Source organism: Marseilla massiliensis (assembly GCF_016899855.1).
In the GTDB taxonomy this organism is placed as follows: domain Bacteria; phylum Bacteroidota; class Bacteroidia; order Bacteroidales; family Bacteroidaceae; genus Prevotella.
The window spans coordinates 1-25,413 of the sequence record NZ_JACJJG010000012.1 but is presented as its reverse complement, the minus strand read 5'-3'; the positions used below and the strand labels follow the sequence as shown (position 1 = coordinate 25,413).

Below are 25,413 nucleotides of genomic sequence, written 5' to 3'. Positions count from 1 at the left end.
ACGGCATTCGACAAGCCACAAACCGCAAATAACCAGGCAAATACATAACAGCAAATACATGGCAGTAAAGAAAAGATACGGAAACGCTTTAGGACGCGGACTTGACGCGCTGATTTCAACCGACGAGGTCCGTCCGCAAGGCAGTTCGACAATTAATGAAATACCGTTAGAACAAATCGAGGCAAACCCCAACCAACCACGAAGGGAATTTGACCCCGTAGCCCTGCAGGAACTTGCCAACAGCATACGCGAAATAGGTATAATACAACCCATCACGCTACGGCAGATAGAGGTCAACAGATTCCAGATAATCGCCGGAGAACGCCGCTGGAGAGCGTCACAAATGGCGGGACTAAAAGCCATACCGGCATACATCCGCACCATAAACGACGAGAACATTATGGAAATGGCGCTCGTCGAGAATATTCAGCGCGAAGACCTCAACGCAATAGAAATAGCACTTGCATACGAGCACTTGCTGTCAAGTACCGGCATGACACAAGAAAAGGTAGCCGAGCGTGTCGGCAAAAGCCGTACCGCAATAGCAAACTACCTGAGGCTGCTTAAGCTGCCGGCACAAGTACAGATGGCCTTGCAGAACAAAGAAATAGATATGGGACACGCCCGTGCCCTTCTGGCCGTAGACAGCCCTTCACTACAAGTAAAGCTGTTTAAGGAAATACAGAAAAACGGCTACTCTGTACGTAAGGTTGAAGAAATGGTACAAAAGCTGAAAAACGGGGAGGACATCGTAAGCGGTAAAAAGAAAATTACGTCAAAACAACAAATGCCCGAAGAATTCTCCACTATGAGACAGCGGCTCTCCGATTTCTTCAAGACACCGGTACAGATGTCGGTATCCGCTAACGGGAAAGGCAAAATAAGTATCCCGTTCGCTAACGAAACGGAGCTGGAACAGATAATCAACATGTTCGACAAACTGAAAGAGCAGCAATAAACTTGTGGCTACAAAAAGCAGACTCATCATACAAAAATTGGCAATGGTCATGGCCGTATGGCTCGTGGCGGGAGCCTTTATGCCGTGTAAAGGACATACTACATGCGCGCTTCCGTTTATCAACGACAACGACAGTACCACAATAAAAACCGACAGCCTCTCGGCAAATGTCAACGACTCTATCGCTAAAATCATTACGGCCGTAGACTCTGCAAATCTTAACCGGACAGTATTTCCGGACTCTACGGGCAAGAAAAAGAAAGAAAAACGTGACTGGTCAACATGGCGGCCGAGCGCAAAACGGGCAATGTGGCTGGCAATAGTAATTCCTGGCGCGGGTCAGATATACAACCGTAAATACTGGAAACTGCCCATTGTGTACGGAGGTTTCCTCGGATGCTTATACGCAATAAGATGGAACAACCAGATGTATCAAGATTATTCCCAGGCCTATATGGACATAATGGACAATGACCCGAATACGCAGAGCTACAACGAATTTCTGCATTTGGGCAATACAATAACGCCTGAAAATACCGAACGCTACCAGGACTTGTTCAGACGGCGAAAGGATTACTACCGTAGATACCGAGACTTGAGCGTATTCTGCCTCATAGCTGTTTATGCCCTGTCGGTAATTGACGCTTACGTTGACGCATCACTATCCGAATTCGACATTTCACAAGACCTCAGTTTCAAAGTGGAACCGGCAATTATCAATAACGGCTCATCGCTTAACCCGCTTAAGTCTTCGTCTGTCGGTATACAATGTTCAATCAATTTCTGACACATCCCAAATTTTATAACTATAGATATTTGCATTTTTAATACCCTATGAAGAAAAAAACGTTTATCGTCATTGCCGCAATGATTCTCGGCGGAAACTGCGTGATGCAGGCGCAAAGCGAGGTAGAGGAAATCACTGTGACCGACAATGACGGAAAAGAAGAGGTCATAGACGTTCCGGAGGCCATGAACTATGAAGTGGACAGCCTTCTGAACCTATATTATTCAAAGACATATCTGCATGCCGACAATGACTGCAATTTTAAGGACGAGAATATAACCTATCCCAAAGAGATATACATCGAGAGACTGAAACGGCTTCCGAACGTAATGGAAATGCCGTATAACGAGATTGTACAGAAGTTCATAGACAGATACACCGGACGTCTGCGCCACTCTGTAAGTTATATGTTAGGTGCGGCAAACTTCTATACACCAATATTCGAAGAAGCACTTGAGGCTTACGGACTACCCCTCGAACTGAAATACCTACCGGTAATAGAATCCGCCCTCAACCCACAAGCTACATCACGTGTAGGAGCGGCCGGGCTATGGCAGTTCATGGTTGCTACCGGAAAACAATACGGACTTGAGGTAAACTCACTTGTAGACGAACGCCGCGACCCGATCAAGTCATCATATGCAGCAGCGCAATACCTAAAAGACCTGTACAAAATATTCGGCGACTGGAACTTGGTAATAGCTGCATATAATTGCGGACCAGAAAACATAAACAAGGCGATACACCGTGCAAACGGACAAGCCGACTATTGGAAAATATATCCGTACCTGCCAAGGGAAACACGCGGATACGTACCTGCATTCATTGCGGCAAACTACGTGATGAACTATTATTGCGAACATAATATCTGCCCAATGCGAACTACGCTGCCGGTTAAAACAGACACAATAGTAGTCAACAAAGACGTTCACTTCCAGCAAATTGCGGCAGTATGCGGAATTGACATAGACGAGCTGCGCACACTTAATCCCCAATACAGGCGCGATATAGTGAACGGAGGTAACAAACCGTCTATAATACGCCTGCCGGCTTCATCAACAAACATGTTCATTGCCAATGAAGACTCCATATATAATTACAAGACGGAGACTTTGCTTGCGCGCAGATCGCTTGTCGAAGTGGACAACAGTACAAGCTATACAAAAAAAAGCTCGACTAAGAAAAGAAGTTCGGCAAGAAAGAAAAGATCAAGACGCTCAAGGGCAAGACGAGTAACCATAAGACAAGGTGATACACTGTCCGAAATAGCGGAAAGACATCATACTACGGTCAGGAAGTTACGTCAGCTTAACGGAATAAAAGGCAACAACATCCGCGCCGGAAAGAAAATCAGGGTAAGATGACATGCTTATAGCCATCATATCCCCATCACCTTATTATAATTAATATCAAAGGAACACGGTTATGGACGAGCAGAACAATATCGACAAGTCCAAAGAGACTGCCGAAGACAAAATGGTAAACGAGGCGTTTCAACACTTGTTGGACAGCTATCTTACGACACGCCACCGCAAGAAAGTAGACCTTATAACAAAGGCTTTCAACTTTGCCAAACAAGCCCACAAAGGAGTGCGCCGCCTGTCTGGCGAACCATATATCATGCACCCCATTGCCGTTGCACAAATTGCATGCTCGGAAATGGGGCTTGGCTCGACCAGCATAAGCGCAGCACTGCTGCACGACGTGGTTGAAGACACCGATTATACTGTTGAAGACATTGAAAACATCTTCGGGCACAAAATAGCCCAAATAGTTGACGGACTGACAAAAATATCCGGTGGAATATTCGGAGAGCAGGCATCGGCACAAGCCGAAAACTTCAAGAAACTGCTCTTGACCATGAGCGACGACATACGCGTAATCCTGATTAAAATTTGCGACCGCCTGCATAATATGCGCACGCTCGCCAGCCAACCAGCAAATAAGCAATATAAAATAGCCGGCGAAACGCTATACATCTACGCGCCACTCGCAAACAGGCTCGGACTGAACAAAATCAAGACAGAGCTCGAGAACCTCAGCTTTAAATTTGAACATCCAGAGGAATATAAAGCCATTGAAGACCAGCTGGCAGATACGCAGGCATCACGCGACAGCCTGTTTGCCGACTTTACGACTCCTATACGCGAAGCACTCGACAAGATGGGACTTGAATATCAAATCAAGGCGCGCGTAAAGAGTCCGTATTCCATTTGGAACAAGATGCAGAACAAGCACGTCACTTTCGACCAGATATATGACATTCTCGCCGTACGAATCATCTTTAAGCCAAAAAAACGTGAAGAAGAAGTAAACGAATGCTTCAACATATATGTCGCGATAAGCCAGATATACAAATCACACCCCGACCGCTTACGTGATTGGGTAAACCATCCGAAAGCAAATGGCTACCAAGCACTGCACGTAACACTCATGAGCAAGCAAGGGCGATGGATTGAAGTGCAAATCCGTTCAGACCGCATGGACGAAATAGCAGAACAAGGATTTGCCGCACACTGGAAATACAAGGAGGGCGAGGAAATTGTTGAAGACGACGGCGAACTGAACAACTGGTTGCGCACAATAAAGGAAATACTTGACGACCCGCAACCCGACGCGATGGACTTTCTTGACGCTATCAAGCTAAATCTTTTCGCTTCGGAAATATTCGTATTCACGCCTAAAGGCGAAATCAAGACAATGCCGGCAGGATGTACCGCCTTAGACTTCGCCTTTCAAATCCATACTTTCCTTGGAAGCCACTGTATAGGCGCTAAGGTTAACCACAAACTCGTGCCATTAAGCCACAAGTTACAGAGCGGTGACCAGGTTGAAATTCTCACATCCAACTCTCAGCATGTACAGCCATCATGGATCAACTTTGCTTCAACAGCTAAAGCAAAGGCGAAGATACAGGCCATACTGAGACGCGACGCACGCGAGATACAAAAGAAAGGCGAAGAAATCCTAAACGAATTCTTGGGCAAACATTCGCTCGAAGTCAATTCTTCTATAATCGACAAACTCTGCGATTACCATGAGGTAAAGAATCCAGAAGCGCTGTTCCGCGCTCTTGGCAACAAGAACATAATACTCGGCGACAAGGATATAGATGAAATCAACGGCAAAAAGAAACAGAACATTGCCGGCACCTTACGCAAGTTCGTGCCTTTCGTAGGAAAAGAGAAGAAAAAGAACGCTGAAGAGAAACAACCCAACTACTTCATCGTAAAGGAAGGCTTCAACCGCAAGAAACCCATCTACATCACTGACGAAAACATTGGCCAGTTCATTTTCCCCACCTGTTGCCATCCCATCCCTGGAGACGACGCTTTAGGTTTCATCGACGGTAAAAACCGCATAGAGATACACAAGCGCTCTTGTCCTGTCGCCGCAAAACTAAAATCAAGCTATGGCAACAGAATACTTGACGCAAAGTGGGACATGCACCGCCAACTTTTCTTTGACGCAACGATAGAAATCAAGGGTATCGACCGTATCGGAATACTCAACGAGGTGACACAAGTCCTATCGGAAGAACTGAACGTCAATATCCATAAAATCACCATATCGTGCGACGAAGGCATTTTTGACGGCTCACTCGAACTGCGAATCCACGACCGTGACGACGTAAGAAACATCATAGATAAACTGAAAAAAATCAACGGAATACAGGAAATTACACAAATCGTATAAATCATCCAGAACCAAAACTACCTACCATTATGAAAAAAGCACTCTTCATCATGTTTGCTGCCATCTTTGCCTTTACGGCCAAGGCAGCCAACCCTTACGACAACCCAGACACCATATTCGTGGCAAGAGACGGCACCGGACAGTTCAGAACAGTCGGCGAGGCCGTTGAAGTATGCCGCGCGTTCATGGAATACCACAAGGTAATATACGTCAAGAACGGCATATACAAAGAGAAGCTCATCATTCCTTCATGGCTCACAAATATCGAGATTTGCGGGGAAAGCAAGGAGAAAACCATAATTACGTACGATGACCACGCAAACATCCGCCTGCCTGAAACAAATAAGGGAATGGGAACTTTCCGCACATACACGGTAAAGGTGGAAGGCAACGACATTACGTTCAAGAACATAACAATAGAGAACAATGCTGCCAGACTGGGACAAGCCGTGGCACTACATACCGAGGGCGACCGCCTCGTGTTCATTAACTGCCGTCTGCTGGGCAATCAAGACACGGTCTACACAGGCGTAGGCGGTACACGCCTTTACTTCAAGAACTGCTACATTGAGGGCACAACGGACTTCATCTTCGGCCCGTCAACGGCATGGTTTGAAAACTGCACCATCCACAGTAAGCAAAACTCATACGTAACGGCAGCATCAACACCGCAGGACGTGCCCTTCGGCTACGTGTTCAACCACTGTAAACTGACCGCTGCCGACGGTGTAAACAAGGTATATCTCGGTCGCCCATGGCGTCCTTACGGCTACACCCTGTTCATGAACTGCGAACTCGGCAGCCACATCGTCCCCTCAGGATGGCACAACTGGGGCAAGACATCCAACGAACAAACCGCCCGCTACATGGAATACAACAACACTGGCGACGGCGCAAAAACATCCGAACGCGCGGCATGGAGCAAACAGCTGACGAAAAAAGAGGCCGCACAGGTAACACTTGAAAACGTATTCAAGACCGATACAAGTTGGACTATTGAATAAATTAAGAGTTAAGAATTAAGAAAATATGCTCTGTTGCTTATTATCAGCAGCATATTTTCTTAATTCTTTTTTAGCCCATTCATTCGATAAAAGTATGATTTATCACATCTTTATCGAATATGGACAAAATTGTCACAGGCTTGCGCCGATATTGCAATATACGGCATATTGCACAGTAAAATGGTGCAAATCGCGGCGCAATAAGCTGTTTTTTCGACTAACGAACACGCAAAACCGTTAAACCGACAAGGCAAACAGTCATCGGCCTTGTCGGTTGATATTGACGACAATGGAACTCGTCAATATGCGGGCATCCATATTTTGCATCGTAAACCACGGCTCTCCCAAGGCTGGGCGGCCGTGAATCCATAAAATCACAATTATTGGGTATTGCCCGTTATGGCGCGTTTTAATACCTTTGTCCGAGAAAACAACGCAGCAAGATGCAGACGACAAAGGACTATATAAGGCGCAGCCTGATTGAGGCTGCCGAGGAGCTGTTCTACGAGAAGGGCTTTCGTGGTGTGTCAATGCGCGAGGTAGCGGCACGCTCGGGCGTCGGGCTGAGCAACATATACAATTATTTCAGGAGCAAGGACGAACTGTTCCGCGGCGTCGTAGGCCCGGCCCTGCGCGACTTCGAGGCAATGCTCGAGGCCCACCACGGACAGGACGGAACGGACGTTACGGCCATGTGCGATGACGGTTATTTCGAGAAGGTGGTCGACGAGTACACACGTTTCATCAACTGCCACCGACGCCGACTGGCCATACTGCTGTTGCGTTCGGGCGGCTCGTCGCTCATGGGATACCGCGGCGAGTTCACCCGCCACGCAACGAAGACGGTGAAGGAATATTTCGCCGAGATGAAACGCCGCCACCCGGAACTTGTCACCGACATCACCGAGACGTCTATCAGGATGCACACGATATGGATTTTCAGCATGTTCGAGGAGATAATAACACACGACATCGGGCCGGACGACGTGCCCAAGGTGGTGGGCGAATACATAACCATAGAGATTTCAGGTTGGAGAGAGCTTATGAAAATATAAGCTCTCTCCTTTTTTTTGAACAATACTGCCGTTCGTTCGCTTTTGCCACGCAGGCAATACCCAACGCCGACAGACGCTTGAGGGAACGCGACAAACGAAGACGGACAGGGCACGAGATAGCCTTTTATAACGCGCTGGCATACAGCACGTTATAAAAGGCCGTCTATTACGCTCCAAAAAGCCGTGTTTCATCGTCTCAAATACGGCCTTTTAAAATGCGAAAGGCCGCATTTGAGACAACGCACTACGGCATGTACGTGGATTGATGCTAACATTAATTTAAATAAACAACAAGAAGTATGACTACATTTAAGAAACTTTGGGGCTACATGGGGCGGCGCAGGGCGCTGCTGCCCGTGGCCATCGTGTTGTCGGCCTTGAGCGGACTGGCCGGGCTTTTACCATTCGTGTTTATCTGGCTGATAGCGAGAGAGCTGTTGAGCGGCGACGATTCGGCATCGCAGTCGTCGGTAATAAGTTACGCCTGGTGGGCGGCAGGTACTGCGGCAGGCAGCGTGGCGCTGTACTTCGGGGCACTGATGTGCTCGCACCTTGCCGCGTTCCGCGTCGAGAGCAATATCCGCAAGAGCGCCATGCGGCGTGTGATAGCCATGCCGTTGGGATTCTTCGACGCCAACACGAGCGGCAGGATACGCAAGATAATAGACGACAATGCCGGCATTACACACTCGTTTCTGGCCCATCAACTGCCCGACCTTGCCGGCACCGCGCTCGTCCCCGTAGCTGCCGTCGTGCTCATCGCGGCCTTCGACTGGCGGCTGGGGCTGGCCTGCCTCATCCCCGTATTCATTGCCATGGGCATAATGGCATACACGATGAACACGCGCGGACGCGAGTTCATGAAGGAGTATATGACATTACTCGAGCGCATGAACACCGAGGCGGTAGAGTACGTCCGCGGCATTCCCGTAGTAAAGGTATTCCAGCAGACTGTGTTCTCGTTCAAGAATTTCTACCGCACCATAATGCAGTACAGCCATACCGCCACACGCTACACACGCCTGTGGGAACGGCCGATGACCCTCTACACGGTCATCATCAACAGCTTTGCCTTCATTCTCGTGCCCGTAGCAATCATCATGACAGGGGCAGGCGAAGGCCTGGCCTACGTAATTATCAACCTCATACTGTTCGTGCTCGTTACGCCGGTGTTCTCGGAGTGCGTCATGAAAAGCATGTACATAGGCCAGGCCTTGGGGCAGGCCGGCGAGGCTGTACGCCGCCTTGACGAGCTGACATCCTACCCTACGCTGAAGGAAAGCGACCGTCCGCAGACCCCGAGAGGACACGATATAACCTTCGACAACGTGGTATTCGCCTATCCTGGCACAGATAAAGACGTTCTTCACGGCATATCGTTCAGTGTAAAACAGGGCCAGAGAATAGCCCTTGTGGGCGCTTCGGGCAGTGGAAAGACGACGATAGCGCGCCTCGTTCCACGCTTCTACGACGTCAGCGGCGGTTCCGTGAGGATAGGCGGAACCGACGTTCGCGACATCAGCCACGACGTATTGATGCGTACCGTGTCATTCGTATTTCAGGAACCACGGCTTATAAAGACCACCATCCTCGAGAACATACGCTACGGCAAACCTGAAGCCACGCTTGAAGAGGTCAACCGTGCCGCCGACATGGCGCAGTGCCGTGAAATCATCGACCGCCTGCCTAACGGCCTGAACACCGTAATCGGCACGGAAGGGACATACCTATCGGGCGGCGAACGGCAGCGCATAGCACTGGCGAGGGCATTCCTTAAAGACGCGCCAATCATCGTTCTTGACGAGGCCACGGCCTTTGCCGACCCCGAGAACGAACACCTCATGCAGCGCGCACTGCGCGAGCTGACGCGCGGAAAGACCGTACTAACCATAGCCCACCGCCTTACCAGCGTGGCCGACGCCGACGAGATACTCGTAATCGACGGCGGACGCATAGCCGAACGGGGCACGCACGACACCCTGCTCGGCCTAAAAGGGATATATTATAACAGGTGGAACGAATACTGCCAGTCGGTAAACTGGGAGATAAAGTCCTTTAAGCAGAACGCCATTAAGCCAACCGTCAGCGAAAGGACAACCACTAATGAAACCACGTTCAGCAAACAAACAAATAACAACGGCACGTACAAACGAGACCGTAACAGGCCCGGTTCCACCGCTTATGGCCTGGCGGATAAGCTCGCCTTGTCTCCAAAGGGCTACCGCGACTTCAAGAAGGGCGTGGCGTGGACGGCCATTTTCAACATCGTGCTTATGCTGCCTGCCATATTCGTATTCCTTTTCCTTGCCGACTGGTTGCGTCCTTTACTCAACGGCGGAGCGTCTCCCGCACACGGACTATCATACTTCTGCGTGCTGGCAGTGGCCTTCTTGGCCGTTATGTACGTAGTCGGCGTGTTCCAGTACCGCAGCACATACACCTCCGTTTACGACGAGAGTGCCAACCGCAGGATAAACCTTGCAGAGAAGCTGCGCAGGCTTCCGCTTGCTTTTTTCGGCGAAAAGAACCTGTCAGACCTAACCTCAACAATAATGGACGACTGCACCGACCTTGAGCATACGTTCTCACACTCCGTGCCGCAACTGTTCGCCTCGCTCATCAGCATTACGCTCATAGCCGTCGGCATGTGCATATACTGCTGGCCGCTGGCCGTCGCCCTGTTTTGGGTCGTGCCCGTAGCGTTGGGCATATTGCTGTTGTCAAGAAAAGGGATGAGGCGCAGCAATAAGGTAAACTACATGAACAAGCGCGCCGTAACGGAAGTGATACAGGAAGGACTCGACACCGTTCAGGAAATAAAGTCGTACGGACAGGACGCCCGCTACACGCTCAGGCTCGACCAGTCCATTGACCATTACGAGCGCGTTATGACCCGCAACGAGTTAGTATTGGGCATACTCGTCAACGGAGCGCAAAGCATATTGAAGCTCGGACTTGCCACGGTGACAACCGTCGGGACATGGATGATGGCGGCAGGGACGGTCGATATGTTCACGTTTCTTGTGTTCCTGGTCATAGGGTCACGTGTTTACGGCCCTATAAACGAGGTACTCAACAACCTGGCGGCGCTTACTTACCTCGACGTACGCATTTCACGCATGAACGAGATGGAGCGAATGCCCGTGCAGGAAGGTGCCGACGTCAGCATTGACGGCGGTTTCGACATACGCTTCGAGCATGTAAGTTTCGCTTACGAGGAGGGCAAACAAGTGCTCAACGATGTCTCGTTCACGGCCCGTCAGGGTGAGATTACGGCGCTGATAGGCCCGTCGGGCGGAGGAAAGAGCACCGCCGCCAAGCTGGCAGCCCGCTTCTGGGACGTCAATTCGGGACGCATCACTCTGGGCGGAGTGGACATATCCACCGTAGACCCCGAGGCATTGCTGCGCAACTTCTCCGTCGTATTCCAGGACGTAGTGCTTTTCAATGCCTCCGTAATGGACAACATACGTATCGGACGGCGCGACGCAACGGATGAGGAGGTACTCAGAGTAGCCCGCCTCGCATGCTGCGACGAGTTCGTAAACAAGCTGCCCGACGGCTACCGGACTGTCATCGGCGAAAACGGACAAACCCTTTCAGGCGGCGAACGGCAACGTATCTCCATAGCTCGTGCGCTGCTTAAAGACGCGCCAGTAGTACTTCTTGACGAAGCCACGGCATCGCTCGACGTCGAGAACGAGACGCTCATACAGGCAGGAATATCCGAACTGGTCAGGAACAAGACCGTTCTTATCATCGCACACCGCATGCGTACCGTAGCAAATGCCGACAAGATACTCGTGTTAAGCGGAGGGGAAATATCCGAACAGGGCACACCCGGCGAACTGAAAGCCCGCGGCGGATACTTCGCCCGCATGCTTTCGCTTCAAGGGGAAAAGGCCTGAAAGGAATGCAGGGCGGTAAAGTGAAAAGGCAAACCGCCACCCGCGCTTTTCCAATATGCCGCCTTTTGCGTTCCGAAAGGCCACGTTTTAAACGATAAAAGGCCGTCTTTTACAAGCTAAAAGACGGCCTTTCGCAAAACAGCCGGCCACAAGGCGGCATTCATGCCCATGCTACCAGCATTGCATTGCGTGATTAACCGTTTCACGCCAAGAATGCAGACAAAGCCTAATACGTTGAGACTCAAAAATATATTGACCGTTACTTAACGATTTTTCTTGACTTATTGGATAAAAAGTCGTATCTTTGCAAACACGTAACCATCGTTATAAGGAGGAACAAGACATGAGAACATCATCTGCAATGGAGAATCTCCTGCTTTACCTCCAGTCACTGCCGAAGAGCAACAGGAAGTGGTTGTCGGACAAGTTGATTGAAGGATTGCACGAGGAAGAGAGCGACACTATCAGCAAAAAGGAAGTTCTCGCTGGCATTGACCGTGGACTGAAGGAGATGATTGAAAGAAAAAAGACAGGTAAGAAAGCAAAGACTTTAGAGGAACTTATCCATGAATTATAAGATTATATTGGACGAAAGCTTCGATAAAGAAGTAAAGCGTCTTAGCAAACGTTACCGTTCCTTAAAGGCCGATTTGCAAACATTACTCAACGACCTCAACGCCAATCCGCAGCTCGGAACAGACCTCGGAGGGGGCCTGCGCAAGGTTCGCATGCGCATAACTTCCAAGGGTAAGGGCAAGAGCGGAGGCGCAAGGGTCATCACGTTCACCGTGGTCGTGACTGTGGACGAGAGCGAAATCAACCTTCTCTACATCTATGACAAAAGCGAAAGGGAATCAATAACGCACAATGAAATAGACGAATTGCTGCGCAAGAACGGACTGAAATAAAAACAAACCGCCATGGCACTTAACACGGAAAAGAACCTGAAACTGTATTACTCGATAAAAGAGGTGGCCGGAATGCTAGGCGTTTCGGAAAGCATGCTGCGCTTTTGGGAAAAAGAGATACCCCTGCTCAAGCCGAAAACGACTGGCAACAACGTGCGCCAATACACCGAGGCTGACATCGAGAACGTAAAAGCCGTGTACAACCTGGTAAAGGTCAGGGGCTTCAAACTGTCAGCGGCACGCAAGATGTTGCGTGAAAACAAACAGGACGTTGACAACAACGCACGACTGATTGAGAGCCTTATCAAGGTGCGTGAAGAACTGAAAGAACTGAAGAAACAGCTTGACTATCTTGAATAAAGTACCCGCTGGCACCGCTTACGGCGCCAGCAGAAGCAGCGGAAAAACCGTAATCGTCATTAAACATACAGCCCGGTACATGACAGTACCGGGCTTTTTCGTTCACTTCAGCATAATCATACGCCGCAGGATGAGGTTCTTGTACGCCCTGCACAAGTCTTCCGGAAGAAACGAGCAGTCGATAAGCTCAAACCACTTGGGCAACACACGTCCGAACCGGCGCGCCATGTTGTCAATCACCTTCTCGTCAACGCCCGACGCGGTTATGGACTTTATGAAGTCAGCCTTGCGCAGTTTACGCTTCTTGCCGTTAAGAGTCAGCGCCAGTTCTTCGGGGTCTTCGGGCATGACGAGCGTCGTGGCGAGCATGTCGTAGGCAGGAGTCAGGGTGTATCCGCCGTGCATCGGGTTGTACAACGAGAAGTTCTTGAGGTGCATGTCGGCGTTACCCGTGAGCCACGAGAACACAACCACCTCCCAAAAGTTGACCACATCAAGCTGCGGAGCCGACGAATAACGGCGTATTGCCTTGGCTATCTGCTCGTAAGAGCCTTTATATTTATATTCGGTAAGGCGCTCTGTAAGCTGGCACATGTCCTCCATGGGCACTTTGTTGCCGTCGTCAAGGCGGTCGATACGCCTTGTGATGTAGCACAACTCGCCGTCGCTGAAGCGTATGAGGCTGTGCGGTACGACGCTGATTTTTGCCGCTTCGGCCAGGTGCATGGTAAGGTCTTCAAGCTCAGGCAGGGCTCGGTACGAATTGGTTTGCGGTTTTAGGATAAACCGTCCCCACAGTCCTACGATGGTAAAGCGGTCGGGTTCGTTCCTGCCTCCACGGTTTATGTCGAGCGAAAGCTTTGCCTGCACGCCGGTAAGAGTGGTCTGCGCGCGCACCACCTTGCGTGCCAGGTCACCCAGTTGGGCGCGAATGTACGGCAGCTTGGGAGCCTCTTTCGTTCCGAAAAACTTGCGGGCGCAAGCCGGATGATAGTCGATCTGGCCCTCCTTCAAGTCCTTATAGCAAAACAAACACCTCATCTTTTTGAATTAAGAATTAAGAGTTAAGAATTAAGAAAAACGCACTTCGTGAATTAAGAATTAAGAGTTAAGAATTAAGAAAATAGCTTTGCAGCTTACAAGTCATATTTTCTTAATTCTTAACTCTTAATTCTTAACTTCCTCCGGCACCACGCTTACCGCCCCGATGCAGTCCTTACAGCAGGCAAGAAGCAGCGACATGCGGTCGCGCTGGTTGATTTTCCAGCTCTTTTCGGCTATGTCAAGCAGCCAGCCTTCGGGTATCAGACCGTCGAAGAAGGGAAACATCACCGTGTCGTGATACGCCTCCTGTCTGAGAGGAAGCGTCAGGCTGACAGCCTCGGCACTGCCGGAAGCGAGATAACCGGCGTCGTACTCGAAGGTATAGCCGCTCTCGTCTTCTGTCAAACGGCCGGCCAACTGGTCGTAAAGATATACCAATGCACGTTTCATATCTAATTTGTTAGTTGTCAATGGATGAGAGACAAGCAGACGAGGATATTTGTCTCGCCGCTTGCATGCTTGTATCTTGTCACTCGTCTGCTATGGAAACGGCTCCCACCTGGCGGCCGAACAGGCGCAATACCTGGTTGATCTTGTCCATGCGCAACGTCTGCTTGCCCTGCTCCAGCTCACGGACAAAGCGCAGGCCAACGCCCGACTTGTCGGCCAAATCCACCTGCGTAAGGCCGAACTTCTTGCGCATCTCTTTCACAAAGTCTGCTATTGCCAAATCATCCATACCTTAATTATTATGTTAACAAGAGCGAACCACAACGTTATAGTACGCCAAGATTACACCCTTTCGGGTACAAATATAATAAAAATTCACGTCAATTATACCTTTTAGGGTATAATTTTATTAAATTAAATTTACTTTATACCCGAAAGGGTACACTCTAAACGCTTTACCAAAGCATATCGGCTTAATTACAAAAGGCCACCTTTTGCAAGGTAAAAGGTGGCCTTTCAGGAGCCAAAAGACGGCCTTTTACAACGCAAAAGGCCGTCTTTCGCAACTCTATTTATAACTTATTGATAATCAATATGTTACCCTTACACCATCATAAGGGCAAATAACGGCATGCCGACTGCCGTTTCCAACGTATCTTAATGCGCCATTTTAAGTCCCACAACCGACGCTATTAGCGTGGCGATGAAGAACAGGCGCCAGAACGTAGCCGGCTCCTTGAACACCAGAATGCCTACTACCACCGTGCCGACGGCGCCAATGCCTGTCCACACGGGATATGCCGTGCCGATAGGAATAGTGTGTACAGCCTTTGCCAAAAGCACCATGCTAAGCGTAAGACTTATCAAGAATCCGGCGCACCACAGCCAATGCTCCGTGCCGACGGTATCTTTCATCTTCCCAAGACAGAAGGCGAAGCCCGTCTCAAACAGGCCCGCGATAATCAAAATAACCCAATTCATATCGTTTGTTCGCTTTTATGTGATATTATTACAGTAAACGGGTGCAAAGATAACGCAAACGAGAGGAAAGTGAGCTTGCTCACAGTTTCCCGAGTGCAGCTTATCTTATGCAAAGATAACGCCCATAATCGACAAAACGTTTTACATTTGATAAAAAGTGTATTGGCGCTTCGTTTCTTTTTAATAAATTTGCATCCGAAACCATAAAGACATGGACATCGAGCAGATTATATCACGTACCTATCCCCTACCGCCCGCCTCAATGGAGCGGCTTAAGGCCCTTATGGAGGAAATAGAATTGCCCAAAGGCCACCATGTGCTGCGCATGGGAAAGGTGGAGAAGGACATTTTTTTCATCAAGCGCGGCATAGCACGCGCCTATACCACGGTAGACGGAAACGAAATAACCTTCTGGATAGGCGAAGAGGGAGACACTCTCGCTTCGATGAACGGCTACGTGAACAACCAGCCGGGCTATGAAACAATCGAACTGATGGAGCCGTCGGTACTATATAAGTTGCGCCACGACGACCTGCAACACCTTTACCTCGACGACATCCACATAGCAAACTGGGGCCGACGGTACGCCGAAACCGAGTTCATAGTCACCGAGCGACGCCTCATATCATTCCTGCTCACCGACGCGTCAGAACGCTACAGCCGCCTGATGACCGACAATCCCGAGTACCTGCAGCGCCTGCCGCTGGGCAGCATAGCCTCTTACCTCGGCATAACGCAGGTGAGCCTAAGCCGCATCAGGGCGAAAATCAAGTGACCGACAGCCTCGGTGCGCATAAGCTGCAGCCGCCTTCTTCTGCCACATTTATAGTGTATAACATTGCTACAGCATAACGGCCTTTTTCCAAAAGACCGCCTTTTGCTTTGCGAAAGGCCACCTTTCAGCGTGTAAAAGGCCGTCTCTTGGGCGCTAAAAGACGGCCTTTTGCAAAGCCGTTGGCCGTGGCTTGCGAACGTGCTCATTATCAATGAATTATGAATTTATCATTCATAACGGCAAATAATTTGGCTTTTTGTCGGATTTTTTATAATTTTGCCGTCCGAAAGTAAATGAAATATAATATGATGACAGCTAACGAAATCCGTGAATCTTTCAAGAAATTCTTTGAATCGAAAGGACACAAGATAGAGCCGTCGGCACCGATGGTTATCAAAGACGACCCCACACTGATGTTCACCAACGCAGGTATGAACCAGTGGAAGGATATTATTTTAGGTACGCGCGACCCTGAACCGCGCCGCCGCGCAGACTCGCAGAAGTGCCTGCGAGTGAGCGGAAAGCACAACGACCTTGAGGAGGTAGGCCACGACACGTACCACCACACGATGTTCGAGATGTTGGGCAACTGGAGCTTTGGCGACTACTTTAAGGAAGGAGCGATTGACATGGCGTGGGAATACCTCGTAGACGTGCTCCACCTTGATCCGAAAGACCTGTACGTTACGGTGTTCGAGGGCTCGCCGGAGGAGAACCTCGAGCGTGACGACGAGGCTGCCCGGTACTGGGCAAAGCACGTGCCGACCGACCATATCATCAACGGAAACAAGCACGACAACTTCTGGGAGATGGGCGACACGGGCCCCTGCGGCCCTTGTTCGGAAATCCATCTCGACTCACGTACGCCCGAAGAGAAGGCCAAAGTACCCGGACGCGAGCTGGTGAACAAGGACGACCCGCAGGTGATTGAAATCTGGAACCTCGTGTTCATGCAGTTCAACCGCAAGGCGGACGGCTCTCTCGAGAAGCTGTCGATGAACGTTATCGACACGGGAATGGGCTTTGAGCGCCTCGTTCGTGCCCTGCAAGGCAAGCACTCTAACTATGACACCGACATATTCCAGCCCATCATAAAGGAAATATCACGCCTCTCGGGCCTTGAATACGGCAAAGATGAGAAAACAGACGTGGCAATGCGCGTCGTTGCCGACCACCTGCGCGCCGTTGCTTTCTCTATAGCCGACGGCCAGCTGCCGGGCAACGCCAAGGCTGGTTACGTTATCCGCCGTATCCTGCGCCGTGCCGTCAGGTACGCTTACACCTTCCTCGGACAGAAAGAGACATTCCTCTTCCGCCTCGTGCCCACGCTTATCGCCGAGATGGGCGAGGCTTATCCCGAGCTAACGGCACAGCGCGAGCTTATCATGAGGGTGATAAAAGAGGAGGAAGACTCGTTCCTTCGCACGCTGTCTAACGGTATCAACATGCTCAACGACGCAATGGACGAGGTTAAGAAAGAGGGCAAGACCGAGCTTGACGGCGCCAAGGCGTTCCGCCTGTTCGACACTTACGGCTTCCCGCTCGACCTTACCGAACTTATCTGCCGTGAGAACGGACTGACCGTTGACGAGAAACAGTTTGACGAGGAAATGCAGAAGCAGAAGCAGCGCGCACGCAACGCAGCCGCCGTTGAGAACAGCGACTGGACCGAGTTGCGCCAGGGCGAACAGCAGTTCGTGGGCTACGACTATACCGAATACGAGTGCCACATTCTCCGCTACCGCAAGGTGACGCAGAAGAAAAACACCTTCTACGAGCTGGTGCTCGACAATACGCCGTTCTACGGAGAAATGGGCGGTCAGGTAGGCGACTGCGGTGTGCTGGTAAGCGAGAACGAAACGGTTGAGATAATCGACACAAAGCGTGAGAACGGACAGTCAATACACATAGTAAAGGCGCTGCCCAAGCAGCCCGAAGCTGACTTCATGGCCTGTGTCGACACTGACAAGCGCGAGGCAAGCGCCGCCAACCATACGGCAACCCACCTGCTCGACTACGCCCTGAAGCAGGTGCTGGGCGACCATATAGAGCAGAAAGGCTCGTACGTTTCGCCCGACACACTGCGCTTCGACTTCTCCCACTTCCAGAAAGTGACCGACGAAGAGATACGCCAAGTTGAGCGGATAGTAAACGATATGATACGTCAGGACATCCCGTTGGACGAACACCGCGACATGCCTCTTGACGAAGCGAAGAAGATGGGAGCCATTGCGCTGTTCGGAGAGAAGTACGGCGACAAGGTTCGCGTGGTTAAGTTCGGCCCCAGTGTTGAGTTCTGCGGCGGTATCCACGCACGTTCAACCGGCCGCATCGGCATGATAAAGATTATATCCGAAAGCAGCGTGGCCGCCGGAATACGCCGTATCGAGGCAAAAACGGGCAAGGAATGCGAGGAACTTCTGTACAACATAGAGGACGCTCTGAAGGCTATCCGTGCGTTGTTCAACAACGCAAAAGACCTGAAAGGCGTCATTGAAAAATATATCGAGGAACACGACTCGATGAAGAAGAGTATCGAGAGTTTCCAAGCAGAAGCCGTAGAACAGACAAAAGACAAGCTACTGGCACAAGCCAGAATGGTAAACGGCGTAAAAGTTGTGTCTGCCGTAATCCCGATGAAACCCGACATGGCTAAAGACTTGGTATTCAAGGTTGCTGCGGCAGAGCCGGGCCATCTGCTCTGTGTCGTAGGCAGCGTATATGAAGGACGCCCGACGCTCAGCGTGATGATAAGCAAAGACCTCATAGCCGACCACGGCCTTAACGCCGGACAGATGGTACGCGAGGCTGCGAAGCTAATCCAGGGCGGCGGCGGAGGCCAGCCACACTTCGCCACTGCAGGCGGAAAGAATCCCGACGGACTGTCGGCCGCTGTGGACAAGGTTATCGAACTCGCCCAACTTTAATAAAACAAGCAAACCATTAACGAACGGGCAGACAAGGAGAAACGGCCTAACGGTCTCAAAATCCCTTGTCTGCCCGTTCGTTGAAAAATAACAACCGAATAAGCACAAATATTCACCTAATAAACACTCCTAGGCGCAGAGTATGCCAAAGTGGGGATTTAAGGGTTTGCTCCTGTCAGCAAATAAAGTTATCTTTGCAATTCAAGAATGTCCAAATTGTAAAGTAAGCGATTGTATGAGAGGACTTAGAATGATGAAAAACAACCTTGGTCCGGTAACTATCGGCACCATAATAAGGAGCAAACTGAAAGAACGCAGACATACGGTAGTATGGTTCGCTGAGCAATTAGGCTGCAGCAGGACTAATGTCTACAAAATATTTGCCAAGCCCTCAATCGACACAGAAGAACTGTTCAAGATATCTAGGATTCTCGATTTTGATTTTTTCAAAGCCTACAGCGAAAAACTAAGCTGTAGAAATGAATGAGACCTACGGGTAACTCACCGCATGGCGTCATTCCGCTTGTGGCAAATCAAGGCTTTTCATACCCCTAACCAGACGTTCGTATGTATCTTGCGGAATTACACGTCCACGGGGAGTACGCACAACCGGAAAGCCGGCAAAGTAACTGTCGGTCGATATATGCCATGAAAAAGACTTAATATCCGTTGACCTCTTCAGTATCCTGTCAATGGAAATAACGTATCTCGGACTTACCACCGAGACTATATGCCGTCCCCCAAGAGTCACGGCCGCAAGTATAATCCGTGCCTTGTTGTTTGTCCTGACGGCGTTGAGTGGCGTGCCGTTCATACGCGCCGAGACTGTAATATTCCATCCGTCAGCGTTGATACGGTCCATGTTCTGACGGAAAATAACCCCGTGCGGAGCGGTGTCTTTCAAACGCTTGTACTCAATCAGCAGGTGTATCATCTCATGAAGGAGCACGCTCTTGAACGCTTTAGAGTCCATGTCGTAATAGTTACTTATACGTATGGTATACTCGGTTCTTGTCCTGAACATCTTTTTTGTACGTTTCCACGACATCGAACCGAGGCGAGTTCTCGACATGCCTACCGACAATGCCGGCATGGGCAGTATGCCACCGAAATACTTAACGTTGAATTCGGAGAACCATTCTTCAAGTTCTTTTACGCTTATACGCATTTACCACAAGCCCTGTTTACGAACCGCCAAAACAAGCGCAACGGCCTGAAACAGTGAGGGAATAGCCTTATATCCCCACGGTTTCAGGCCGTTGGTTACATGATTCCTAAATATTGTTATTGTCAGAGATAGCCTGCATAATCTGAGCTTCTATCTCCTCACACAGCTCCGGATTATCCTTGAGCAATATCTTGGTGGCATCACGTCCCTGCGCAAGGCGGCTTCCCTGGTAAGAATACCACGAGCCGCTCTTCTGTATGATGTCATATTCAACGCCGAGGTCAACAAGTTCACCGACCTTGGATATTCCCTCGCCAAACGTTATTTCAAACTCTGCCTTGCGGAAGGGTGGCGCAACCTTGTTCTTTACAACCTTAACACGCACTTGGTTGCCTATAACCTGGTCGCCGTCCTTTATACTTGTAATGCGGCGGATGTCAAGTCGCACACTGGCATAGAACTTAAGGGCGTTTCCTCCGGTTGTCGTTTCAGGATTACCGAACATCACTCCTATCTTCTCACGTAACTGGTTGATGAATATGCAAGTAGTGTTGGTCTTGCTGATGGTTGACGTCAGTTTGCGCAAAGCCTGGCTCATAAGGCGTGCCTGCAGGCCGACGTTGTTGTCGCCCATGTCGCCTTCTATCTCCTTCTTCGGCGTAAGGGCGGCCACAGAGTCAACAACGAGGATGTCGATAGCCGACGAACGGATAAGCTGGTCGGCTATTTCAAGAGCCTGTTCGCCGTTATCGGGCTGCGAGATGAGCAGGTTGTCGATGTCAACACCTAACTTAGCTGCGTAGAAACGGTCAAAAGCATGCTCCGCATCTATAAAGGCGGCAATGCCTCCGGCCTTTTGCGCCTCAGCGATGGCATGTATCGCGAGCGTTGTCTTACCGCTACTTTCGGGGCCGTAGATTTCTATTATCCTGCCACGAGGATATCCGCCTACGCCCAGTGCGGCATTAAGTCCGATACTGCCAGTGGGTATTACCTCAACATTCTCAATGTTCTCGTCGCCCAATTTCATGATTGAGCCTTTGCCAAAATCCTTCTCTATCTTTGCCATTGCGGCCTGAAGGGCTTTCAGTTTACCTTCCTGCGCCATTGCGTCGGCCGCGTTGTCTTTATCTTTTGCCATTGTTTCTTTGTTTTAGGAGAGAAGGAGTAAGGAGTAAAGGAGTAATTAGAAATGCACTTATGCTACGTTGCATACAGCCGGGCACCGACCAACAAAACATGTCTACTTACTACTTTCCTCCGTTCTCCTTTATTACTTACTATTTAAATCTTACAATTCCAGGTCACCGTCGAATACCTCATGCCAAGGCAGACCTTGCTTATTGAGCTGCTCCATGAACGGATCCGGGTCGAACTCCTCGACGTTCCACACGCCGGGCTTGCGCCACAGGCCCTTGAAGAACATCATGGCGCCAATCATCGCGGGCACTCCCGTAGTGTAGCTTACGCCCTGCATGCCGGTCTCATTGTACGCTTCCTGGTGCTTGCAGTTGTTATATATATAATAGGTGCGCTCTTTTCCGTCCTTCAGTCCGCGTATGCGGCAGCCTATGCTCGTCTCGCCGTCGTAGTTGCTGCCAAGGTCCTGCGGGTTGGGCAGCACGGCCTTGAGGAACTGGAGGGGCACTATTTTGACCTTTACCGTCTTGCCCGAACCGTCAGCCAGCTGTGCCTCATACTCTATTTCGTCTATTCTTGACATGCCGATGTTCTGGATGACGTCAAGATATGTCAGGTATTGCTGGCCGAAAGTCATCCAGAAGCGTGCCTGCTTGATTGTCGGATAGTTCTTCACGAGGCTCTCCAGCTCTTCGTGGTGCATAAGATAGCTCTCGCGCGGGCCGATGTTCGGGTAAGTCAAGGCCTTGTGAACCTCGAGAGGTTCGGTCTCAAGCCATTGTCCGTCCTTGTAGTAAAGGCCCTTCTGCGTTATCTCGCGTATGTTTATTTCGGGGTTGAAATTGGTGGCGAAAGCCTTGTGGTGGTTGCCGGCGTTGCAGTCCACGATGTCGAGATACTGTATTTCGTCGAAGTGATGTTTAGCCGCGTATGCCGTATATATGCCGCTCACGCCGGGGTCGAAGCCGCAACCGAGGATGGCGGTCAGGCCAGCCTGCTCGAAGCGCTCCTTGTAAGCCCACTGCCATGAGTACTCGAAATGTGCCTCGTCCTTGGGCTCATAGTTGGCAGTGTCAAGATAGTTGCATCCGCAAGCCAGGCATGCGTCCATGATGGTGAGGTCTTGGTAAGGCAACGCAAGGTTGATAACCATCTCCGGCTTGTAGTCGTTGAAGAGGGCCTTGAGCTGCTCCACGTCGTCGGCATCAACCTGCGCAGTCTTGATGTCCATGTCGATTCCGGCCTTGTGGATGGCCTCGACGATGAGGTCGCACTTCTCCTTGCGCCTGCTTGCAATCATAAACTCAGTAAAAACGTCAGCGTTCTTGGCGATTTTGAACGCTGCCACTGTAGCGACGCCACCGGCGCCAATCATTAATACTCTTCCCATTGTAGTTATTTTATTATTTGTTGTTTGCTTTTATTTTGGAGGTTTGGAAGGCCGGGAGGACTGGGGGAACGGGGACAGCTGGGACGGTTGTCAACAGACCGTTGGGCACAAAGCCTCTTCTTCACCTTTTCACTTCTTCACGCTTTCACCTTTCCTTTACTTTTTATCTAATTCTTCAGCCCGTATTCCGAGAGCGTTCATCAGCGAGTAGCCAAGTATCTCCTGGCGGAAGTTGCCGCCCTGCATGGGCTGCATGGCGAACACGGTCACGCGCTTGTCTTCGTCCACACGGCGCAAGGCATGGCGCACATCATCGTACATCCGCTCAGCATCGGGCACTATCATGACGCGCTTTACGTCCTTATGGTTGCACACAATCTCGACCGTTTCGGTAAAGAAATCCTCCTTTGTGGCCATGTCCTCGGGCGACAATGCCGAGATAACGAACTCGCCGAGGTTATCCCTGAAAGCCTTTCCGTCAAGCTCTTCAGCGTATATTGACGGCTTGAAGTTCTCCAGTCGGCCGTTCTTCCTGTCGTGTATAAGTATCACTTGCGTAACGTTGTCGCCCTCGCGTAATCCTCCGTCAAGGGCCACGCAGTCAATCCACCGCGCCATGTCGGCCTGCGGTATGCGCCGCTCAATCATGCGCTCGAAGTTCACGATAAGGTCAAAAGCTACCTTGTCTATATAGTCGCCGTCGGCTATTATCACATTGTCGCACCATTTCACGGCGCCCGTTAAACCATTATTCATGTATGCAAACTTACACAAATTCTTCGGAATAAACGAATAAAAAGTACAAAATACAATAATAATTAAGGTTTAAAAGGCGTGCGTAACCTACCTACGGCAGCCTATCGCACACCATGCCAAACGGCCCTTCGGCATGGCGGCTACCACCTCTTGCATAATATCATGATAATCAACGTATTATAAAAGGCCATCTTTTAGCGTGCAGAAGATGGCCTTTTAGAAGACGAAAGACGGCCTTTTACGTTTCAAAAGGCCGTCTTTCGCAAAACATGCAGCCACGACCCGCAGAACGGGCGGGCGCAAGGGGTATCATTACGGGCGGCAAAGCGCCTCGCAAACGCTGTCCTGAAACCTGCGTCCTGACGACGCATGGCGTATGCCCATGTTGATAATCGAGAAGCAGAGTACATGCCCGTTGGCCGCCGTACAATATCCGGCCAGGCCGCTGACGCCGGTCACTGTACCCGTCTTGGCATGCACGTTGCCGCGCGCATAGCCGCGGCGCATGCGGTCGTCAAGCGTTCCGTCCATGCCAGCTATCGGCATTGAGGCGTACAGGGGTACGTATATGCGGTCGTGGCGGTAGGCGTATTTAAGGAAAGCAACCTCCAGTTCGGGCGACACATAGTTGTAAAGCGACAGCCCGCTGCCGTCGGCAATGTAATAATCCGACGCATCATAACCGAGCTTCTCTATCAAACGGTTCATCATCCGGCGGCCGTCCTTGGCGGTTACCGTGGCAGAATGTACCCTCGACGCTGCCAGATGATAGAACAATGACTCCGAATAAAGGTTGTCGCTTTTCTTCATCATGCGCGGCAAAATGTCCTTGACGGCACGCTTGACGGTGCACTTCCGTATGGCGTCAGACGGCGTACGGGCCTCCTTCACCTCACCTTCAACCGTTATTCCGGCACGGTGAAGACGACTCTTAAACTCCTCCACGAAACCGTCCTTGCCGTTAATCAGCAACGGAGTAAGCACGGGATTGTCGTCATCCCAGCACCAGCCCTCGCCCAGGCGGTCGGCGTCTTTCATCGAGAGGTCGGCATACAGGTTGCCGCGAATAGTGTCAACGCCGAGGCTCCGCACACTGTCGACAAAGGCGGAAAGGTCACGTTGACCGAACACGGGGTCGAAACCGCCCTTGCAATACAGGTCGCCGTCGAGCACGCTATCCGTCACCTCGCCCGTCATGTACAGCCCAGTCTCGTACTCATAACCGTCGCCAAGACGGTCGAGAGCCGCCACGGCCACCATCATCTTCAGCGTGCTGGCCGGTCGCATGAGCTGTTTCTCGTTATATTTGAATATAACCGAGTCGGCCGTAAGGTCGTAAACCATCAGTCCAACGGTAGAAGTACGCAGCATATCGCTGCGCAACAGCACGTCAAGCCGCGACTGCACGTCAATCGGCCAGAGCAGGTTCGGCTCGGCGATCACAGTGTCTTGCACGGCCGAATCGGTCGCGACGCTATCCTCCGTGACGCCCGCTACCGTCCCGGAGACATAATGCAAGCCCGTTGGCACGGCCGCCGACGACATCAAAAAAACAGCCATTGACACAAGGGCAATGGCCTGCAAACAAATATTCCAGTATTTTCTCATTTCAATCTAAAGGCTAAACGCATTCCTTCAACCTGCTTTCCAACTCGGCCATAAACGCTGCGATACCGGCCGGCTGCACGGATACCACATGGTCTAAACCGTATCTTACCAATACATAATCCACGGGAAACAATCCCGCACGCAGCCTCTCAATGCCCGTTATGTCGCCAATGCGCAGCCTCAACGGCCGTGAGAAGCGCCCCCGGCAGACAACAAGCCAGCCGTCTTCAGTAACGACATACCGCGTATTTACCGTCCTGTCAACCATCAGCACGCACGCAGCCACAAGTACGATACCTGCCATAATGCCAAGCGCCGACCAACAGCAAAACGCCCATACGGCACCACCCGCTACCACGATGATACCGGCATAATTCAACCAAGAAGCACGGTGACGGAATATTTTGTCCATGATTTTGCGTGCAAAAGTACAAAGAATTTCCGATAGAGAACACGCTTATGGCCTTTTTTGATGTATAAAAGGTTTCTTTAAACCTC

At 50.6% G+C, this 25,413-nt stretch carries 23 protein-coding genes and 1 pseudogene; 14 read left to right on the top strand and 10 right to left on the bottom strand.

Annotated features, from left to right (window positions below):
• Positions 1-58 precede the first annotated feature (58 nt).
• From H6A34_RS04210 to H6A34_RS04160, 11 genes and pseudogenes are all read left to right on the top strand, one after another.
• Positions 59-958, top strand: coding sequence for a ParB/RepB/Spo0J family partition protein (locus H6A34_RS04210; RefSeq protein WP_021947494.1), 900 nt, complete (start codon positions 59-61; stop codon positions 956-958).
• A 79-nt stretch (positions 959-1,037) separates the two neighbouring features.
• Complete coding sequence (locus H6A34_RS04205) at positions 1,038-1,745, top strand: DUF5683 domain-containing protein (RefSeq protein WP_205103687.1); 708 nt, start codon at positions 1,038-1,040, stop codon at positions 1,743-1,745.
• A gap of 47 nt (positions 1,746-1,792) precedes the next feature.
• Positions 1,793-3,109: a lytic transglycosylase domain-containing protein gene (locus H6A34_RS04200; RefSeq protein ID WP_239480752.1), complete on the top strand. Its 1,317-nt coding sequence runs from the start codon at positions 1,793-1,795 to the stop codon at positions 3,107-3,109.
• A gap of 61 nt (positions 3,110-3,170) precedes the next feature.
• On the top strand, positions 3,171-5,441 hold the full coding sequence (locus H6A34_RS04195) for a RelA/SpoT family protein (RefSeq protein WP_205103656.1): 2,271 nt from the start codon (positions 3,171-3,173) through the stop codon (positions 5,439-5,441).
• Positions 5,442-5,491: 50 nt separating this feature from the next.
• Complete coding sequence (locus tag H6A34_RS04190; RefSeq protein WP_239480756.1) at positions 5,492-6,445, top strand: pectinesterase family protein; 954 nt, start codon at positions 5,492-5,494, stop codon at positions 6,443-6,445.
• Between the two features lie 443 nt (positions 6,446-6,888).
• Positions 6,889-7,500, top strand: a complete 612-nt coding sequence (locus H6A34_RS04185) for a TetR/AcrR family transcriptional regulator (RefSeq protein ID WP_205103653.1) — start codon at positions 6,889-6,891, stop codon at positions 7,498-7,500.
• Between the two features lie 299 nt (positions 7,501-7,799).
• Positions 7,800-9,548: pseudogene (locus H6A34_RS04180) on the top strand (ABC transporter ATP-binding protein); the annotation flags it as partial.
• Between the two features lie 138 nt (positions 9,549-9,686).
• Entirely contained in the window at positions 9,687-11,408 is a 1,722-nt protein-coding gene (locus H6A34_RS04175) for an ABC transporter ATP-binding protein (protein WP_239480755.1), read from the top strand.
• Between the two features lie 343 nt (positions 11,409-11,751).
• Entirely contained in the window at positions 11,752-11,985 is a 234-nt protein-coding gene (locus tag H6A34_RS04170) for a surface protein (RefSeq protein WP_205103652.1), read from the top strand.
• A complete protein-coding gene (locus H6A34_RS04165) occupies positions 11,975-12,316 on the top strand; it encodes a type II toxin-antitoxin system RelE/ParE family toxin (protein WP_205103651.1) in 342 nt (113 codons plus the stop codon). Before H6A34_RS04170 ends, H6A34_RS04165 begins: the two co-directional genes overlap by 11 nt.
• 12 nt (positions 12,317-12,328) lie before the next feature.
• Complete coding sequence (locus H6A34_RS04160) at positions 12,329-12,676, top strand: MerR family transcriptional regulator (protein WP_021947503.1); 348 nt, start codon at positions 12,329-12,331, stop codon at positions 12,674-12,676.
• Positions 12,677-12,778: 102 nt separating this feature from the next.
• Here H6A34_RS04160 and H6A34_RS04155 read toward each other — a convergent pair whose 3' ends face one another.
• From H6A34_RS04155 to H6A34_RS04140, 4 genes are all read right to left on the bottom strand, one after another.
• The gene (locus tag H6A34_RS04155) at positions 12,779-13,717 is read right to left on the bottom strand and encodes a HipA domain-containing protein (protein WP_205103650.1); all 939 of its coding nucleotides are present in this window, start codon (positions 13,715-13,717) and stop codon (positions 12,779-12,781) included.
• A 126-nt stretch (positions 13,718-13,843) separates the two neighbouring features.
• The gene (locus tag H6A34_RS04150; protein ID WP_205103649.1) at positions 13,844-14,170 is read right to left on the bottom strand and encodes a HipA N-terminal domain-containing protein; all 327 of its coding nucleotides are present in this window, start codon (positions 14,168-14,170) and stop codon (positions 13,844-13,846) included.
• Between the two features lie 79 nt (positions 14,171-14,249).
• Entirely contained in the window at positions 14,250-14,459 is a 210-nt protein-coding gene (locus H6A34_RS04145; RefSeq protein ID WP_021948783.1) for a helix-turn-helix transcriptional regulator, read from the bottom strand.
• A gap of 368 nt (positions 14,460-14,827) precedes the next feature.
• A complete protein-coding gene (locus tag H6A34_RS04140; RefSeq protein WP_205103648.1) occupies positions 14,828-15,151 on the bottom strand; it encodes a DMT family transporter in 324 nt (107 codons plus the stop codon).
• 211 nt (positions 15,152-15,362) lie between these two features.
• On the opposite strand from H6A34_RS04140, the gene H6A34_RS04135 reads away from it, so the two are divergent.
• The 3 genes from H6A34_RS04135 to H6A34_RS04125 all read left to right on the top strand — a co-directional run bounded on the left by H6A34_RS04135 (position 15,363) and on the right by H6A34_RS04125 (position 19,340).
• Positions 15,363-15,926 (top strand): Crp/Fnr family transcriptional regulator, encoded by a 564-nt coding sequence (locus tag H6A34_RS04135; RefSeq protein ID WP_205103647.1) that lies wholly within the window; start codon positions 15,363-15,365, stop codon positions 15,924-15,926.
• 305 nt (positions 15,927-16,231) lie between these two features.
• Positions 16,232-18,853 (top strand): alanine--tRNA ligase, encoded by a 2,622-nt coding sequence (alaS, locus tag H6A34_RS04130; RefSeq protein WP_205103645.1) that lies wholly within the window; start codon positions 16,232-16,234, stop codon positions 18,851-18,853.
• Between the two features lie 235 nt (positions 18,854-19,088).
• Positions 19,089-19,340, top strand: a complete 252-nt coding sequence (locus tag H6A34_RS04125; RefSeq protein WP_239480751.1) for a helix-turn-helix domain-containing protein — start codon at positions 19,089-19,091, stop codon at positions 19,338-19,340.
• Positions 19,341-19,367: 27 nt separating this feature from the next.
• On the opposite strand, the gene H6A34_RS04120 is transcribed toward H6A34_RS04125, so the two are convergent.
• The 6 genes from H6A34_RS04120 to H6A34_RS04095 form a co-directional block, all read right to left on the bottom strand.
• Entirely contained in the window at positions 19,368-20,021 is a 654-nt protein-coding gene (locus H6A34_RS04120) for a SprT-like domain-containing protein (protein ID WP_205103644.1), read from the bottom strand.
• A 106-nt stretch (positions 20,022-20,127) separates the two neighbouring features.
• Complete coding sequence (gene recA / locus H6A34_RS04115; RefSeq protein ID WP_021948777.1) at positions 20,128-21,162, bottom strand: recombinase RecA; 1,035 nt, start codon at positions 21,160-21,162, stop codon at positions 20,128-20,130.
• A gap of 150 nt (positions 21,163-21,312) precedes the next feature.
• Positions 21,313-22,551, bottom strand: coding sequence for a saccharopine dehydrogenase family protein (locus tag H6A34_RS04110; RefSeq protein ID WP_205103643.1), 1,239 nt, complete (start codon positions 22,549-22,551; stop codon positions 21,313-21,315).
• A 156-nt stretch (positions 22,552-22,707) separates the two neighbouring features.
• The gene (locus H6A34_RS04105; RefSeq protein ID WP_205103642.1) at positions 22,708-23,307 is read right to left on the bottom strand and encodes a DUF6621 family protein; all 600 of its coding nucleotides are present in this window, start codon (positions 23,305-23,307) and stop codon (positions 22,708-22,710) included.
• Positions 23,308-23,619: 312 nt separating this feature from the next.
• Positions 23,620-24,867 (bottom strand): D-alanyl-D-alanine carboxypeptidase/D-alanyl-D-alanine endopeptidase, encoded by a 1,248-nt coding sequence (gene dacB / locus H6A34_RS04100; protein ID WP_205103641.1) that lies wholly within the window; start codon positions 24,865-24,867, stop codon positions 23,620-23,622.
• A gap of 61 nt (positions 24,868-24,928) precedes the next feature.
• Positions 24,929-25,327: a hypothetical protein gene (locus H6A34_RS04095; protein ID WP_205103640.1), complete on the bottom strand. Its 399-nt coding sequence runs from the start codon at positions 25,325-25,327 to the stop codon at positions 24,929-24,931.
• Positions 25,328-25,413 lie beyond the last annotated feature (86 nt).